The sequence below is a fragment of the Pandoraea faecigallinarum genome (genome assembly GCF_001029105.3).
GTDB lineage: Bacteria > Pseudomonadota > Gammaproteobacteria > Burkholderiales > Burkholderiaceae > Pandoraea > Pandoraea faecigallinarum.
In genome coordinates this window covers 3,810,571-3,824,968 of sequence record NZ_CP011807.3, presented here as the reverse complement: position 1 = coordinate 3,824,968, position 14,398 = coordinate 3,810,571, and the positions used below count along the sequence as shown (strand labels likewise).

13 protein-coding genes are annotated in these 14,398 nt (G+C 64.2%); 6 read left to right on the top strand and 7 right to left on the bottom strand.

What is annotated here, in order from left to right:
- Positions 1–183 precede the first annotated feature (183 nt).
- Entirely contained in the window at positions 184–1,593 is a 1,410-nt protein-coding gene (locus tag AB870_RS16735) for a DASS family sodium-coupled anion symporter (protein ID WP_084663797.1), read from the bottom strand.
- Between the two features lie 400 nt (positions 1,594–1,993).
- Between AB870_RS16735 and groES the strand changes: the two genes are divergently transcribed.
- Positions 1,994–2,284, top strand: coding sequence for a co-chaperone GroES (gene groES, locus AB870_RS16730; RefSeq protein WP_047905581.1), 291 nt, complete (start codon positions 1,994–1,996; stop codon positions 2,282–2,284).
- A gap of 48 nt (positions 2,285–2,332) precedes the next feature.
- The gene (gene groL / locus AB870_RS16725; protein ID WP_047905580.1) at positions 2,333–3,979 is read left to right on the top strand and encodes a chaperonin GroEL; all 1,647 of its coding nucleotides are present in this window, start codon (positions 2,333–2,335) and stop codon (positions 3,977–3,979) included.
- Positions 3,980–4,269: 290 nt separating this feature from the next.
- On the opposite strand, the gene AB870_RS16720 is transcribed toward groL, so the two are convergent.
- On the bottom strand, positions 4,270–5,208 hold the full coding sequence (locus tag AB870_RS16720) for a LysR substrate-binding domain-containing protein (RefSeq protein WP_047905579.1): 939 nt from the start codon (positions 5,206–5,208) through the stop codon (positions 4,270–4,272).
- A 102-nt stretch (positions 5,209–5,310) separates the two neighbouring features.
- Here AB870_RS16720 and AB870_RS16715 point away from each other — a divergent pair, with 102 nt between their 5' ends.
- On the top strand, positions 5,311–6,522 hold the full coding sequence (locus AB870_RS16715) for an MFS transporter (protein WP_047905578.1): 1,212 nt from the start codon (positions 5,311–5,313) through the stop codon (positions 6,520–6,522).
- Positions 6,523–6,615: 93 nt separating this feature from the next.
- On the opposite strand, the gene AB870_RS16710 is transcribed toward AB870_RS16715, so the two are convergent.
- The gene (locus AB870_RS16710) at positions 6,616–7,140 is read right to left on the bottom strand and encodes a MarR family winged helix-turn-helix transcriptional regulator (RefSeq protein ID WP_047908320.1); all 525 of its coding nucleotides are present in this window, start codon (positions 7,138–7,140) and stop codon (positions 6,616–6,618) included.
- Between the two features lie 129 nt (positions 7,141–7,269).
- On the opposite strand from AB870_RS16710, the gene AB870_RS16705 reads away from it, so the two are divergent.
- Entirely contained in the window at positions 7,270–8,121 is an 852-nt protein-coding gene (locus AB870_RS16705) for an EamA family transporter (protein WP_047905577.1), read from the top strand.
- 40 nt (positions 8,122–8,161) lie between these two features.
- Here the strand turns inward: AB870_RS16705 and moaC are convergent, their stop codons facing one another.
- Positions 8,162–8,641 carry a cyclic pyranopterin monophosphate synthase MoaC gene (moaC, locus tag AB870_RS16700; protein ID WP_047905576.1) on the bottom strand — a complete coding sequence of 160 codons (480 nt, stop codon included), beginning with the start codon at positions 8,639–8,641 and terminating at the stop codon, positions 8,162–8,164.
- 405 nt (positions 8,642–9,046) lie between these two features.
- Between moaC and AB870_RS16695 the strand changes: the two genes are divergently transcribed.
- Entirely contained in the window at positions 9,047–10,630 is a 1,584-nt protein-coding gene (locus AB870_RS16695) for a M48 family metalloprotease (RefSeq protein ID WP_237169967.1), read from the top strand.
- A 69-nt stretch (positions 10,631–10,699) separates the two neighbouring features.
- Complete coding sequence (locus AB870_RS16690) at positions 10,700–12,013, top strand: MFS transporter (RefSeq protein WP_047905575.1); 1,314 nt, start codon at positions 10,700–10,702, stop codon at positions 12,011–12,013.
- A 114-nt stretch (positions 12,014–12,127) separates the two neighbouring features.
- On the opposite strand, the gene AB870_RS16685 is transcribed toward AB870_RS16690, so the two are convergent.
- From AB870_RS16685 to AB870_RS16675, 3 genes are all read right to left on the bottom strand, one after another.
- On the bottom strand, positions 12,128–12,769 hold the full coding sequence (locus tag AB870_RS16685) for a DUF2946 family protein (protein ID WP_047905574.1): 642 nt from the start codon (positions 12,767–12,769) through the stop codon (positions 12,128–12,130).
- 113 nt (positions 12,770–12,882) lie between these two features.
- A complete protein-coding gene (locus AB870_RS16680) occupies positions 12,883–13,914 on the bottom strand; it encodes a YheT family hydrolase (RefSeq protein WP_047905573.1) in 1,032 nt (343 codons plus the stop codon).
- Between the two features lie 16 nt (positions 13,915–13,930).
- A complete protein-coding gene (locus AB870_RS16675; RefSeq protein WP_047905572.1) occupies positions 13,931–14,386 on the bottom strand; it encodes a nuclear transport factor 2 family protein in 456 nt (151 codons plus the stop codon).
- Between the last annotated feature and the right edge of the window lie 12 nt (positions 14,387–14,398).

The window sequence follows — 14,398 nt, the reverse complement described above, 5'->3', positions numbered from 1 at the left end:
AGCAGACATCATCGCAACAGGTTGCCGGAGGTATTCGAAGGTATTTTTCCAAGATTGTACCGGCTCCGTGTGACGTGTCTGCCTCAGGGCCTCACGGATGGGGCATCACGCGACTACCAAGGGACGATCGAAACCCTGTCAAGGCGTGGCGAGCGCGCCGAATCGTCGGAGGCGAACGGCGACTCACAGGGGGGGCGAGCGCCACAGCGTCCACGCGAACGCCGCGATCACCAGAATACAGACGACATTGATCCCGAATCCCGCGCGCACCATCGCACTCTGCGGCACGCGGCCGGTGCCGAACACGATGGCGTTGGGAGGGGTTGCCACGGGCAGCATGAAGGCGCACGACGCGCCGATGCCGATCACCATCGTGAGCAGCGCCTCGGGCATGCCGAGCGATAAAGAGATCGCCGCAAAAATCGGCACGAGAATCGCCGCGCTGGCAGTGTTGCTCGTCAGTTCGGTGAGAAAGACGATGAACGCGGCGGTGATGAGCAGGATCACGAGGGTGGGGCTGGTCGCGAAAGCACTCGACACACCCTGTGCCAGCACGACGCTCGCGCCCGAGTTGCGCAGCACCACACTGAGCGTGAGGCCGCCGCCGAACAGAAGCAGCACGCCCCAGTCGGTGTGCGCCTGAATCTCCTTCCAGGAGGCAACGCCGGTTGTGGCGATGAGGATGGCGGCGAGCAGCGCGATGATCGTGTCGAGCTGCTTCACGCCACCGAGCCAGGCCGAGATCTGCTGGCTGAAGATCCATGAGACGACGGTGAACGCGAAGATGCCGACGGCCGCGATGCGCGGGCCGGTCCACGCCAGCGATTCGGCGGTCGTGTCGACGGTCTGGTCCAGTCGCGGGCGTAGCACGACATAGGTCGTGGCGATCATGAGGGGGAGCAATACGGCGACGAGCGGCACGCCGAATTTGGCCCACGTCAGGAAGTCGATGCCCAGATGCGTGGCGACCATGGCGTTGGGCACGCTGCCGACGATGGTGCCAAGGCCGCCGATGTTTGCGCTGTAGGCAATGCCCAGCAGCAGGAAGGTGATGGTCTTGCGGTCGCGGGTGGCGTCGAGCTGAGAGAGGATGCCGAGCGCGAGGGGCAGCATCATCGACGTGGTCGAGGTGTTGTTCACCCACATGGACAGCAGGGCCGTGGCGATGAACAGCATGAGGGCGGCGCGGCCCATGCGTCCCCCGGCCAGATGCAGGAGCCGGTTGGCGAGGAAGCGGTCCAGTCCCTGAATTCGCATGGCGGTGGCGAGCGCGAAGCCGCCGAAGAACAGGAAGACGATGGGGTGCGCGAACGAGGTGAGCGCGGCTGGCGTTTCCAGAATGCCCAGCATGACGGCGAGCACCGGCACCATGAGCGCGGTGGCCGTCAGATGCACGGCCTCCGAGAGCCAGAGCACAGCGACGAAGACGGCGAGAGCGAGCCCGCGATTGGTTTTTTCGTCGAACGGCAGCACGAATATGAGTGCGACCATCAGGACGGCGTTGGTCAGCAATATGCATACGTCGCGGCGGGACATCGCCCAACTTCCCGTCCTGGTCGCGGCGATGCCAGCGGCTCCGGCAAGTTCTTTCATCTCCTGGCTCCTCGATTTGCGGTGGTGTCCCCGGCACTTCCCGTCTTGGTACGGGAAGGATGGGGCGGGTGGCGCGTCGGTTGTCCGTATCCGGCCGGACCGGCGTTCGATGGACGGATAGTCCGTCATTCGCGCCCCCCGCTTTGATGCCACGGATTTCCCGGAGGTGCCTTAGGAAATCGCTCATACGAACAGCCGCGGGGTGGGAATGGCGAACGCTCCGGAGAACCCCGGCCGCATCTTCCGACATCCGGGAAAACCCCGCGTCTTGAAATCGTAAAACCCCGTCCCTATAATTAGCACTCGTTGGCGCAGAGTGCTAACGCCATGAATTTGTCGGATATGCAATTCATTGCATATTTAGTTTTGACGATCTCACTGAGAGAAAGAGGAGCTTGTAATGAACCTTCGTCCCTTGCATGACCGCGTTATTGTCAAGCGCCTGGACAACGAAACGAAGACCGCTTCGGGCATCGTGATCCCGGACGCCGCCGCCGAAAAGCCGGACCAGGGCGAGATCCTGGCCGTCGGCCCGGGCAAGCGCGATGATCAAGGCAAGTTGATCGCACTCGACGTGAAGGTGGGCGACCGCGTTCTGTTCGGCAAGTACGCCGGCCAAAGCGTGAAGGTGGATGGCCAGGAACTGCTGGTCATGCGCGAAGAAGACATCATGGCCGTCGTGGCCGCCTGAGTTGTCTGCCCCCAGACATCTACGTAAAGTATTCAAGGAGTTAATGCAATGGCAGCTAAAGAAGTCGTTTTCGGCGATGCCGCTCGTTCCAAGATGGTCGAGGGTGTCAACATCCTCGCGAACGCAGTCAAGGTGACCCTGGGCCCGAAGGGCCGTAACGTCGTGCTCGAGCGCAGCTTCGGCGGCCCGACCGTGACCAAGGACGGCGTGTCGGTCGCCAAGGAAATCGAACTCAAGGACAAGCTCCAGAACATGGGCGCGCAAATGGTCAAGGAAGTGGCTTCCAAGACCAGCGATAACGCCGGCGACGGTACCACCACCGCTACGGTGCTGGCTCAGTCGATCGTTCGCGAAGGCATGAAGTACGTTGCGTCTGGCATGAACCCGATGGACCTCAAGCGTGGTATCGACAAGGCTGTCGGCGCCGCCATCGAAGAGTTGCGCAAGATCAGCAAGCCCTGCACCACCAACAAGGAAATCGCTCAGGTCGGCTCGATTTCGGCCAACAGCGACACCTCGATCGGTGATTACATCGCCAAGGCGATGGACAAGGTTGGCAAGGAAGGCGTGATCACCGTCGAAGACGGCAAGTCGCTGCAAGACGAGCTGGACGTCGTCGAAGGTATGCAGTTCGACCGCGGCTACCTCTCGCCGTACTTCATCAACACCCCGGAAAAGCAAGTCGCGATCCTCGAGAACCCGTTCGTCCTGCTGTTCGACAAGAAGGTCTCGAACATCCGTGACCTGCTGCCGATCCTGGAACAAGTCGCCAAGGCTGGCCGTCCGCTGCTGATCATCGCCGAAGACGTCGAAGGCGAAGCCCTCGCCACGCTGGTGGTCAACAACATCCGCGGCATCCTGAAGACCTGCGCCGTCAAGGCCCCGGGCTTCGGCGACCGCCGCAAGGCCATGCTGGAAGACATCGCCATCCTGACGGGCGGTCAGGTCATCGCCGAAGAAATCGGTCTGACGCTCGAAAAGGCTACGCTCGCAGAGCTGGGCCAGGCCAAGCGCATCGAAATCGGCAAGGAAAATACCATCATCATCGATGGCGCCGGTGAAGCCGTGAACATCGAAGCACGCGTCAAGCAGATCCGTGCCCAGATCGAAGAAGCCACCAGCGACTACGACCGTGAAAAGCTGCAAGAGCGCGTGGCCAAACTCGCCGGCGGTGTTGCCGTGATCAAGGTCGGTGCTGCGACCGAAGTCGAGATGAAGGAAAAGAAGGCACGCGTGGAAGACGCGCTGCACGCTACCCGCGCTGCCGTGGAAGAAGGCATCGTCCCGGGCGGTGGTGTCGCGCTGCTGCGTGCACGTGTGGCCGTCTCGGGCCTGAAGGGTGACAACGCCGATCAGGACGCCGGTATCAAGATCGTCCTGCGCGCCATGGAAGAGCCGCTGCGCCAGATCGTCACCAACGGTGGCGAAGAAGCCAGCGTCGTCGTGGCCAATGTGGTTGCCGGCAAGGGCAACTACGGCTACAACGCTTCGACCGGCGAGTACGGCGATCTGGTGGAAATGGGCGTTGTGGACCCGACCAAGGTCACTCGCACCGCACTGCAAAACGCCGCTTCGGTGTCGGGCCTGCTCCTGACGACGGACTGCGCCGTTGCCGAACTGCCGAAGGAAGATGCTCCGATGGCCGGCGGTATGGGCGACATGGGCGGTATGGGCGGCATGGGCATGGGCATGTAAGTCTCGCACGAGACTGCATGACGGGGCGCCGCAAGGCGCTCCGGGTGCCTGGCTACCGGGCTTCGCGCCGGGATTTCGATCCGGGTGCCGGAGCCCACGCCAGAAACGGCAACACATTCCTCGGGATGCGTTGCCGTTTTTTTATGCGCGATGCGCCCGCGCTTCGTTCGCCGTTCACATCGTTCACACGCGCTTACACCGCTCACACCGCTTACACCGCTCACACCGCTCGCACCGCTCGCATTGTTCGCATTGTTCGCATCGCCGCTCGCATCGTTCGCATCGTTCGTTCAGCTCGTTCCGCCTTTGATGGGGGACGGCATCAGCGGCGCCGTGGCCGCAATCTCTTCCTGCATCCAGTCCCAGAACGCGTGAATCGCCCGTTCGCGCGGATGATTTTCCCGCCAGCTTACGTGGTATTCCAGACTTGGCGGCACGCGCACGTCGCCTATCTGCACCAATTCCCCCGCGGCGAGCGAATCGCGCACGAGCAGACTGCGCGCGGTCGCAACGCCGTGTCCCGAGAGAGCCGCGCGCAGCAACAGACCGGAGTCGTCGAAGATCGGCCCGCGCGTCGGCTCGTGTGGCGGCAGGCCTGCTGCGATCTGCCAGTCGCGCCAAGACCGGTAGGCGAAGCGCAGCATCGGCAGTTTGTGGGTGTCGGCGACAGTGAAGCCCGGTACCCGGGCGATCAGATCGGGCCGGCAGACGGCGATCACGAAGTCGTCGAGCAACTTGCGGGTGACAAATCCCGTCGCTTCCACGCGCTGGTGCCAGATGCCGACGTCGACCGAATACGGATCGGGCGCCGAGATGTCCGCATGAATCCGCACGACCAGATCGATGCCGGGATGCCGCTCGCTGAAGCGCGACAACCGGGGAATCAACCATTGCGCCGCCAGATCCGTCATTACGCTGATTTCCAGGCGGACGATGGCCGGGGCGGCATCGGGCGTGATGCCCGCCTTGGCCTCGGTCATGGCTTCGTCGAGTTCCGAGATGCCGATGCGCACGCGCTCGGCCAGACGCGCCCCGACGCTCGTCGGAATCATCCGCGCACCCGCCCGGCGAAACAGCGCGGTGCCGAGTTGCTGCTCCAGCGAGCGCATGTGATGACTGACCGCACTGTGCGTTAAATTCAATTCCTCTGCGGCGCGCGTAAAGCTCCGGTGACGCACGGCTGCTTCAAGCGCACGCAGCGATTGGAGGGGAGGGAGGTGCTGGAACATAGTGTCAAATTCTACTCACAATGCGAGCACAAAGGTTTCGTTGGCTTCCATTCGCCGTTGCATCGACAATCGAACCTCAAGCGAGCTATCAGGGTTTACTCCATGTCGAAAGCCATCAGAATCTTCGTGCTATTCGCCTGCGGCTACTTCGTCTCGTACGTGTATCGCGGGGTGAATATCGGGTTTGCGCCGTTCATGACGCGCGAACTGGGTCTCTCGTCCGCCGACCTCGGTCTGCTCACAAGCCTTTACTTTCTGGGCTTCGCCGGAGCGCAACTGCCCGCGGGCGTGCTGCTCGACAAGTTCGGGCCGCGCCGTGTCGCGTCGCTGGTCCTGCTGCTTGCGGCGGCCGGGGCGGCGACGTTCGGTTTGGCGCAAGGAATCGGTGCGCTGATGGTCGGGCGTCTGCTTATCGGCGTTGGCGTGTCGGTGTGTCTGGGAAGTGCGTTCAAGGCGCTCGCCCAGTGGTTCCCGGTCGCGCGTCTGCCCCTGGTCAATGGTCTGGTGATGGCCGTGGGCGGGATGGGCGGCGTGGTCGTCGGCACGCCGCTGAACTGGCTGCTGGGCCTGACGGACTGGCGGGTCGTGTCCTTCGGGCTGGCGGCGCTTACGGTTGTCATGTCGGTGGCGCTGTGGTTCGGTGCGCCGGAGAAGCCCGGCTCACACGCGCCGGGCGGGTTGTCCGAGGCGTTGCAAGGCGTGCGCAAGGTATTGAGCAGCGGCATGTTCTGGAAAGTGACGTCGCTCTCCGGGATCACGCAAGGTGTGTTCTACGCGATGCAATCGCTGTGGATGGCCCCCTTCATGCGCGATGTCGAAGGGCTGTCGGAAGTGCAGGCGGCCTCGCTGGTCTCGGTCGTTGGACTGGCGATGATGGCCGGGAGCGTGGTGTTCGGCGCGGCGGCGCGCTCGCTGGAGCGGCGCGGGGTAAGCCTGTTCGCCTTCTCGGGCGTGGGCATGGTGCTGTTCGTGGCCGTGCAATTGCTACTGATGCTGCGTGCGCCGATTCCGCCGGTCTGGCTTTGGGCGGCGTACGGAATCTTCGGCGGTACGGGCATTTTGTCGTACGCAGTCCTGGCCGAACACTTCCACGGCACCCTGATCGGACGCGTGAACACGTCGCTCACCCTCGTTATCTTCCTGCTGATTTTTCTGTGCCAGGTCGGCGTGGGGGCCGTGCTGGGGGCCTATGACACGCACAGCGCGCAGGGCCACTTCGCGGCATGGGCAATGCTGGTGGTGCTGCAGGCGATTGGCGCCGTGTGGTACTTCTGGCCGCAACGTCAGCGTGTGGGCACGGCCGTGGCGGCATGACGATCGCCATGCCGGCGATGACCTGACGTCGCGATAGAGGCACACAGGTTCGCGATGCCGGACCTCTGTCACGTCCGGCATGACCGGGTGTCATTATTTGTTGCCTTCCAGCACGCGCAGCCAGTCGCTCAATCCGGTGTCAATGTTTGTGAGCGACGCTTTTGTAAGCGGTGCGAGCATACGATGTTCGTTGGCAACGTGCGCCTCAACCGCCCGCTCGATCAGCGCGAAGCCGTCGTCGGTCAACTGAACGAGCGTGCTGCGGGCGTCGTCCGGATTGGCGACGCGCGTGATCCATCCCCGGCCCTCCAGCCGCTGCAACCGGTGCGTCATCGTGCCCGACGTGACCATCAACGTGGAAAACAGAGCGGTCGGGGCGAGCCGATACGGCGCGCCCGACCGGCGCAGCGTTGCCAGCATGTCGAACTCCCACCCGCTCATGTCGAACTCGGCGAACGTTGCGTCGAGTTGTTGCTGAACAAGCGCGGCACAACGCTTGAGGCGGCCGATCATTCCCATCGGCGAGACATCCAGGTCGGGACGCTCGCGGTGCCATTGCGCGAGGATCGTGTCGACGGCATCCCCGCCAGTCGTGTCCCCTTGTTGCCGTCGAGCCATGTCATTCCCTGCCGGCCGATTCGTCATACGTCGTTCCTTTTTATCTTGACATCAAGACAAAAGGATACCAAACTTCGATTTATCTTGAACTGAAGATAAATCATCGTGACCACGAAAATCCCTGGGCGTGTGAGCGGACTCGATGTACTGCTTACGGCGTTCGCACCCGTGATCTGGGGTTCGACCTATATCGTGACGACACAACTCCTGCCACCCGACCGGCCGTTCACGGCGGCATTGATTCGGGTATTGCCGTCGGGATTGCTGTTGTTGCTCCATGCGCGTTGTTTGCCCGCAAAGGGCGATTGGGCGCGTTTACTGGTGCTTTCGGCATTGAACATCGGCGCGTTTCAGGCGTTGCTTTTCGTGGCGGCGTACCGGCTGCCGGGTGGTCTGGCCGCCGTGGTGGGGGCGATTCAACCGTTGCTCGTCATGGCGTTGGCGTGGGGCGTTGAGCGCAAGCGCCCATTCGCGAGCACCGTGTGGGCGGCCGCGGCTGGCGTTGTCGGCATGGCGGTGTTGCTGTTGTCCCCGAGTACGGTCTTCGAGCCCGTCGGGATCGTGGCGGCGTTGGCCGGTGCGGCTAGCATGGCGACGGGGACCTATCTCACGCGTCGCTGGCGGATGAGCATGCCGGTGCTTGCGTTGACTGGCTGGCAACTGCTGCTGGGAGGACTGATGCTGGTGCCGGTGGCGGTGATGGCCGATCCGGCGTTGCCGTCGCTTACCTTGTTCCAGGTGGCGGGTTACGCGTATCTGTCGATGGCGGGCGCGTTGCTGGCCTACGCGTTGTGGTTTCGCGGCATCGCGCGACTGGCGCCGGTGGCCGTGTCGTCGCTGGGATTGCTCAGCCCGCTCACGGCCGTCGTACTCGGTTGGGTGCTGTTGGGGCAAGCCATCGAAGGCCTGGCGTTTGCCGGCCTCGCGATGGTGTTCGCGAGCATTCTGGCAGTGCAGTGGACGGCGTCGCGAACCGGTTAGCCGCCGTATGCCGTCCTGTAATCGTCCCGCCGCTGGCGGCTTATTCGGACACCACCCAGTCGCCCGACTTGCCGCCGTGCTTCTCCAGTACGCGTACGTCGGTCATGGTCATGCCGCGGTCGACGGCCTTGCACATGTCGTAAATCGTCAGCAGGCCAACCTGCACGGCGGTGAGCGCTTCCATCTCGACACCGGTGCGGCCGATGGTTTCGACCTGCGCGCGGCAATGAACGGCGTTCGCGCCGTCGTCGATCAGAAACTCCACCGTCACACGCGTGAGGGCCAGCGGATGGCATAGCGGAATCAGGTCGGCCGTGCGCTTGGCGCCCTGAATGGCGGCGATGCGGGCGATGCCCAGCACGTCGCCCTTCCTGGCCGTGCCGGTGCGAACCAGCGCCAGGGTTTCCGGCTTCATGCGGATGGTGCCGCGCGCCACCGCGATGCGGTGCGTGCTGTCCTTGCCGCCGACGTCAACCATGTGGGCCTGTCCGGCGGTGTCGAAGTGGGTGAGTTCTGCCATGAGTCGATGCTGAGAAGGTGCTGGGAAGATGCCGGAAATCGCCCGGAGATGTCCGGGAACGCACGCGGCAGCGATCCGGATGCGCCGCGTTCGTGCCGGTCGCGAGCTTGAATCGGTTGACGTTTCGAACGTTCGGGCCGGGGTGCGGAACGTGCGCGACTGGCTGCTATCATAGCAGCAGCCAAGAATGACCAGCGCCGCGCTGCGCCCATATCTGCGCCTTTCCCGACATCCGTAAGCCGATCACGTCAACCACGCCGATCACACGCCGATGCCCCGTCCGTTACCTTCGTCGCCTTCGTTCCGTTCATCGCATTCGTTTTGCGCGGTTTCCAGCATGTCCTGCCCGCCATGCGCGATGCCTGGTTTCCTTCAGCTTCGCCGGCACATGCCCACGTGACGCTCATGCCGACGCTCGCCCGCACGCCCCATGTCGTCACCTCCCGCGCGAGCGGCGTCGCTTGCTGGCGGCGCGCCATCGCGGGGGCGCTGCTGCCCGCGATGACGGTCATGACGTTCGCAAGCGCCATCGTGCCGACACGGGCGGCTGCGCAAGGCTTGCCGACGCTGGGGCAGAGCTCGGCGTCCGACCTGTCGCCTGCGATGGAGCGCAAACTCGGCGAGCGGGTGATGCGCGCGATCCGCGCCGATCCGGATTACCTCTCGGACCTGCTGCTCTCCGACTACATCAATGCGTTGGGCAGCCGGCTCGTGTCGGCCACCCGCAAGGTCGGACTCGATGCCAGCCAGAGCTTCGAGTTCTTCGTCGTGCGCGATCCGGCGATCAACGCCTTCTCGCTGCCCGGCGGGTTCATCGGCATCAACACCGGCCTGATCGTCACCACGCGCACCGAGTCGGAACTGGCGTCGGTGGTCGGTCACGAAACGGGGCACGTGCTGCAACACCACATCGCGCGCATGCTCGGGCAGCAATCGCAAAATTCGTGGATTGCGCTCGGCGGGCTGCTGCTTGGCTTGCTCGCGGGCATCGGCGCGCGCAGTCCCGACCTCGGCATGGGGATCGCGATGGGCGGGCAGGGGCTGGCCGTCGACCGGCAACTGCGCTTCTCGCGAGACGCGGAGCGCGAGGCGGATCGCGTCGGCTTTCAGTTGCTGCAAGCGGCCGGCTTCGATACATACGCCATGCCGACCTTTTTCGAACGCCTGCAACGCGCCGACGCTATTAACGAAGCTGGGGTGCCGGAATATGTGCGGACTCACCCGCTCACGACCGATCGCATTGCCGACATGCTCAATCGCTCGCGCGGCGCGGGGTACCGTCAGCCTGAGCAATCGCCGGAATACGCGTTCGTGCGCGCCCGCGCGCTCGTCTTGCAACAGAAGTCGGCCAGCGATTACGCGACGATCGCCGACGCACAACGGACCGCCATTCGCACCCAGACAGCCCCGAGTGTGGCGGGTGCCTGGTACGCTGTCGCACTCGCCGAGTTCAAGCAGCGCCGCTGGGAACCTGCACGCGATGCGCTGGAAAAGTCGCGCACGGCCTTTGGCGGGACGGGGCCGGGCACGCCGAGTCTGGCCGTGCTGGGTTCGGACATTGCGCGGCAGTCGGGCCGCCCCGAGGAAGCGTTGCGCATCGCCACGCAAGCGCGCGCCGCGTTTCCGTTGTCGCAGGCTGCCGACATGGCGTACGCCGACGCTCTCGTTGCCAGCCAGCGCATACCGGAAGCCACGAAGTTCCTGCAGGCGCAGGTCGAGCGCTACCGCAGCGAACCGATCTGGTGGCGGGCGCTGGCCGGGGCGTGGGCGGCGGGCGGCAAGCGTGCACGCCAGCATGAAGCGCTCGCGGAGCAATATGCCTTGCAGGGGCAATGGATGGCGGCGGTCAGCCAGTTGAAGCTGGCGCGCGATGCGGGCGACGCCGACTTCTACGAGATGTCGACCATCGACGCGAAACTGCACGAGTTCCAGCGCCGCTATCGCGAAGACAAGGAAGACGAGAAGGACTTCAACAAGCAGTTCGGCTGAGCTTGCATCCCAACGCTGCGGCGGCCGCGCCCAGTCTATCGGGGCGGCTGTTCATCTTTTCATCTCATCGTGCCGTCATTCGTCATCTATTTGCTCCTGGATGCGTTGCTCGCAGCCTATCTCGGCATGTGGAACGCGATGGTGCCGTTCGTCCTGCTTGCGCGATTCGGCACCGCGAGCGTCGTGATCTACGAGATGGCGCTCGCCGTATGTGCCGTCATCGCGTTGCCTCTTGCTGCCACGTGGACCGAACGATTACCCCGAGGTCGGGTCATGCGCGGGGCTTGTGGTGTCATTGCGCTCACCGGCGTCTCACGGCTGGCGGCGATGAGCGCCACGCAAAGCCTCGTGTTTTGGGTGGTGAACGATGTGATTGCCGTGATCGCCTTCGCAGTCGTGCAACCGTTGCTGAGTCTCTACCCTGCGGAGACGCCGGGCAGAGCCCGCGTACTGTCGGCATTTCGTCTGCGGCGGGTCGTCGTGAATCTCGGTCGCGTTGGCGGGCCCTTGCTGGCCGCCGGCGCATTGGCACGCTGGCGCCACGAATACGCCATGGGTTGTGTCGCGATACTCGGGTGTTTCTTGATTCCACCGGCGCTGCGATTGCCGGTATGGCCGGCAACGAAGGTCGCCGGGGGCACGGCGTCAACCCGCCGTGAGACGCATTGGCGACTGGCGCTCGCGGGCTTCGTGCTGAAATTCCGTTTGCCAGCCGAACGATTCTTCTCGCTGCAAGACATCTTGCTCGGTGTTGCAACGGCGGGTGTCGTGCCGATACTGATTCCCCAATTGGTGAGATGCACCGGTCTCGACGACTCACAAGTGGGGTGGCTGGTCTCCATGTTCGTTGCCGGGTCGATTGGCGGTGTCGTTCTCGTCCACCCGCTGTTATCCGGCGTGTTGAGACGAAGGCCGGGTTACTTGTCGGTCTGGGTGGCGCTCTGCGCGAGCCTCGTTACCGCGTCGGCCTCAAGTGCCGTCGTCGCGCTGGGGGCTGCATTGATGGCTGCTGGCATCTTCGGGGCTTGTCTGTCCATGACGGGCGTCGATAGACGCGTCATGGCGATGCCATCCTCCGTGCGTATCAGAGTCGCCAGCGCAACGCTGCTGACCGGGCAATTCGCGAGCCTGCTGTCGTTCGCGTTTTATGGCGCGTCGTCTGTCGCCGGCACCGAGGGCGGGCAATACGGCTGGTACGTGGGCGTGGCCTGCACCGCCGCGCTCGCCGCGGGCGTCTCGCGCGAGCCGTGGCGGCTTCTGACACAGCGTGACGCCAGGGACGAGGTCGAGACGTTCTACCTGCGCCGATATCCCGACCTTTTCGGCGACGACCTTCGGCGACGACCTTCGGCGGTGATTTTCGGCGGTGATTTTCGGCGGTGATTTTCGGCGGTGATTTTCGGCGGTGATTCTCGGTGGTGATTCTCGGCGGCAATATTCGACGATCGTTGTCTACGGCAGCGAGAACGTCCGGGGGCGATGTCCCCGGGGCGCGTGTCAATCGGCGCGGCTCGCGCGGGGATCGCGCTCGAACCCGTACGTCTGAGGCAGCGTGCCAGCGTGCACCGTCATGAAAGGCAAGGCATCGCCGTTGCGCCAATGCAGTCGCACGGCGCCTTTGGCCTCTGCGGTATCGTCCGACGTCTGCGCAATCTCATAGGCCTGCGGCAGATTGGAGACCTGCGTAAGCAGATCGATGTCGTGGTCGTGTAGCAACGCGAGCGACGTATTCTCTTCGCCCTGCGCGTTCCCCGCAAAGGCCACGTTGCCGTCTTCGTCCAGCAGACAGATCTGCGGGACGAACGCCTTCCCCAACTGATCGATGAGTACCGGCGCGCCGCGACCGTCGTTCGCCGACGCGTCCCAGGTCAGCCGCACCACGAACGGCGCGTACGCCAACGACACGTAAACCCGTTGCGGGCCATTCTGAAAATACCAGCGGCCCTCGTCGTCGCTTGCATAGTTGCGGGCGATAAACGCGATCAATGCGGCGTGACGAATCGGATCGCCCGCCGAGCCTTCGGCCTGGGCCTGTTCGTCGCGCATGCGCCATTGGCCTCGGCGATCCAGGGCGAGCCAGCCGTAGCAATGCGGCACATTGGGCCACTTGGCCATCGCCTGTCGAACGATTTCATCCATTAGGACACCTTCATGTATGTCGATGGGCCGGAACGTGCCCGGAACGCCTGCGCGGCGCTCGCATGGGACTTGCCGGGCACGCATGGCGGGCTCATGGAACGCTCACGCGGCATTCACACCGCACTCCGCAGAAACTGACGGAAATAGTCGACGACCGTGCGCGGCATCCATGTCAGGCCGCCCGGAAACGGCCCGCTCATGAAGCCGACGTGTCCACCGTGCGCGGGTTGCAGCAATTGAACGAAGCGTCCCACGTCGTCTTCGCCGGGCAGGGCGCTGGCGGGTTGGAACGGGTCGTTGCGGGCATTGATGACGAGCGTCGGCACTTCGATGGCCGGCAGGATCGGCTTGCTCGAGGCGCGCGTGTAGTAATCGAAGGCGCTATGGAAGCCGTGTAGCGGCGCGGTCACCACATGGTCGAATTCGCCGAGATCGCGCGCCGCCATCATGAGCGCACGGTCGTAGAGGCCCGGGTACTGGTCGAGCTTGGCCAGCGCCTTCTTCTTGAGCGTGCCGAGGAAATTGCGCGTGTACACCATGTTGAAACCACGGGACAGCGCGAGTCCTCCCGCCCGGAGATCGAGCGGCGCGGAGATGGCGCAGGCCGCGCTCACGACCTGCGAGGCATGGCCCTCGCGCTCGCCGAGCCAGCGCAACAGCACGTTGCCGCCGAGCGACACGCCAGCCGCGAAGATCGGCCCCGACGTGCTGGCGCGCAGGCGTTGCAGCATCCAGTCGACCTCGGTGCTGTCGCCCGAGTGATAGAAGCGCGGGGCGCGGTTCAGGCGGCCGCTGCAACTGCGAAAGTGCGGGATTACGCCGCGCCAGCCTTGCGCTTCGACTTCACGCATGAGGGTGCGGGCGTAATGACTGCCCGAGCCGCCTTCCAGCCCGTGAAACAGCACGACGAGCGGCGTGTCGACCAGTGCCTCGGGCGCGGGCGGCGTTTTTTCGGACGCGGGCGGTGCAATCAGCCAGTCGACGTCCACGAAATCGCCGTCGGGCGTATCCCATGTCTCGCGACGGAACTCGACCGACGGGCGGCGGCCAAGCAATGCGGGGTAGATGGTCTGGCTATGCCCGTCGGGCAGCCACCGGGGCGGCCGGTAATCCTGTGCGAGAAAGGGCGCCTGGCGCGCTGTCATCCGGGCACCGGTCCGATCAATGCAGCCCGTCCGGACGCGCGTGCATCATCAGGCTGAATTGCTCGACGGCATGCGGCGGCAGCGGGCTGGAGTGAATGTGGGCGAAGCGCCAGTCACCCTGCTCGTGAACCAGAACGTAGGTCGTGTGGATGAGCTGGGCAGTGTTTTGCCCGGCGTCTTCGTTGCCGACACGAATGGCTTCGGTCGCCGTGTGTACGACCGTGCCGACGGTGTCGTATTCGGTCGTGTCCAGCGAATCGATCAGCACCACGCTCTGGGAGAATTGCGCGACGAGGCCGCTGCGGATCTGCTCGAGCCCGTCCCAGCGAGTGCCGTCGGCGCGAATGTAGCTGACGAAATCCTCGTTCGCCCAAAGCGCCATGGCGCGGTCCGTCTGGCCCCGGCGCAGCGCGTCATAAAAGGCCGTGATGGTTTCACTGGCGGCATCGAACAGACGGACAAAACGTGGCATGAGGATTTACCG

Excerpts from the sequence above, each read along its gene's own strand:
- AB870_RS16735 (WP_084663797.1), bottom strand. The coding sequence starts at position 1,593 with ATGAAAGAACTTGCCGGAGCCGCTGGCATCGCCGCGACCAGGACGGGA.
- groES (WP_047905581.1), top strand. The coding sequence starts at position 1,994 with ATGAACCTTCGTCCCTTGCATGACCGCGTTATTGTCAAGCGCCTGGAC.
- groL (WP_047905580.1), top strand. The coding sequence starts at position 2,333 with ATGGCAGCTAAAGAAGTCGTTTTCGGCGATGCCGCTCGTTCCAAGATG.
- AB870_RS16720 (WP_047905579.1), bottom strand. The coding sequence starts at position 5,208 with ATGTTCCAGCACCTCCCTCCCCTCCAATCGCTGCGTGCGCTTGAAGCA.
- AB870_RS16715 (WP_047905578.1), top strand. The coding sequence starts at position 5,311 with ATGTCGAAAGCCATCAGAATCTTCGTGCTATTCGCCTGCGGCTACTTC.
- AB870_RS16710 (WP_047908320.1), bottom strand. The coding sequence starts at position 7,140 with ATGGCTCGACGGCAACAAGGGGACACGACTGGCGGGGATGCCGTCGAC.
- moaC (WP_047905576.1), bottom strand. The coding sequence starts at position 8,641 with ATGGCAGAACTCACCCACTTCGACACCGCCGGACAGGCCCACATGGTT.
- AB870_RS16695 (WP_237169967.1), top strand. The coding sequence starts at position 9,047 with ATGCCGACGCTCGCCCGCACGCCCCATGTCGTCACCTCCCGCGCGAGC.
- AB870_RS16685 (WP_047905574.1), bottom strand. The coding sequence starts at position 12,769 with ATGGATGAAATCGTTCGACAGGCGATGGCCAAGTGGCCCAATGTGCCG.
- AB870_RS16680 (WP_047905573.1), bottom strand. The coding sequence starts at position 13,914 with ATGACAGCGCGCCAGGCGCCCTTTCTCGCACAGGATTACCGGCCGCCC.
- AB870_RS16675 (WP_047905572.1), bottom strand. The coding sequence starts at position 14,386 with ATGCCACGTTTTGTCCGTCTGTTCGATGCCGCCAGTGAAACCATCACG.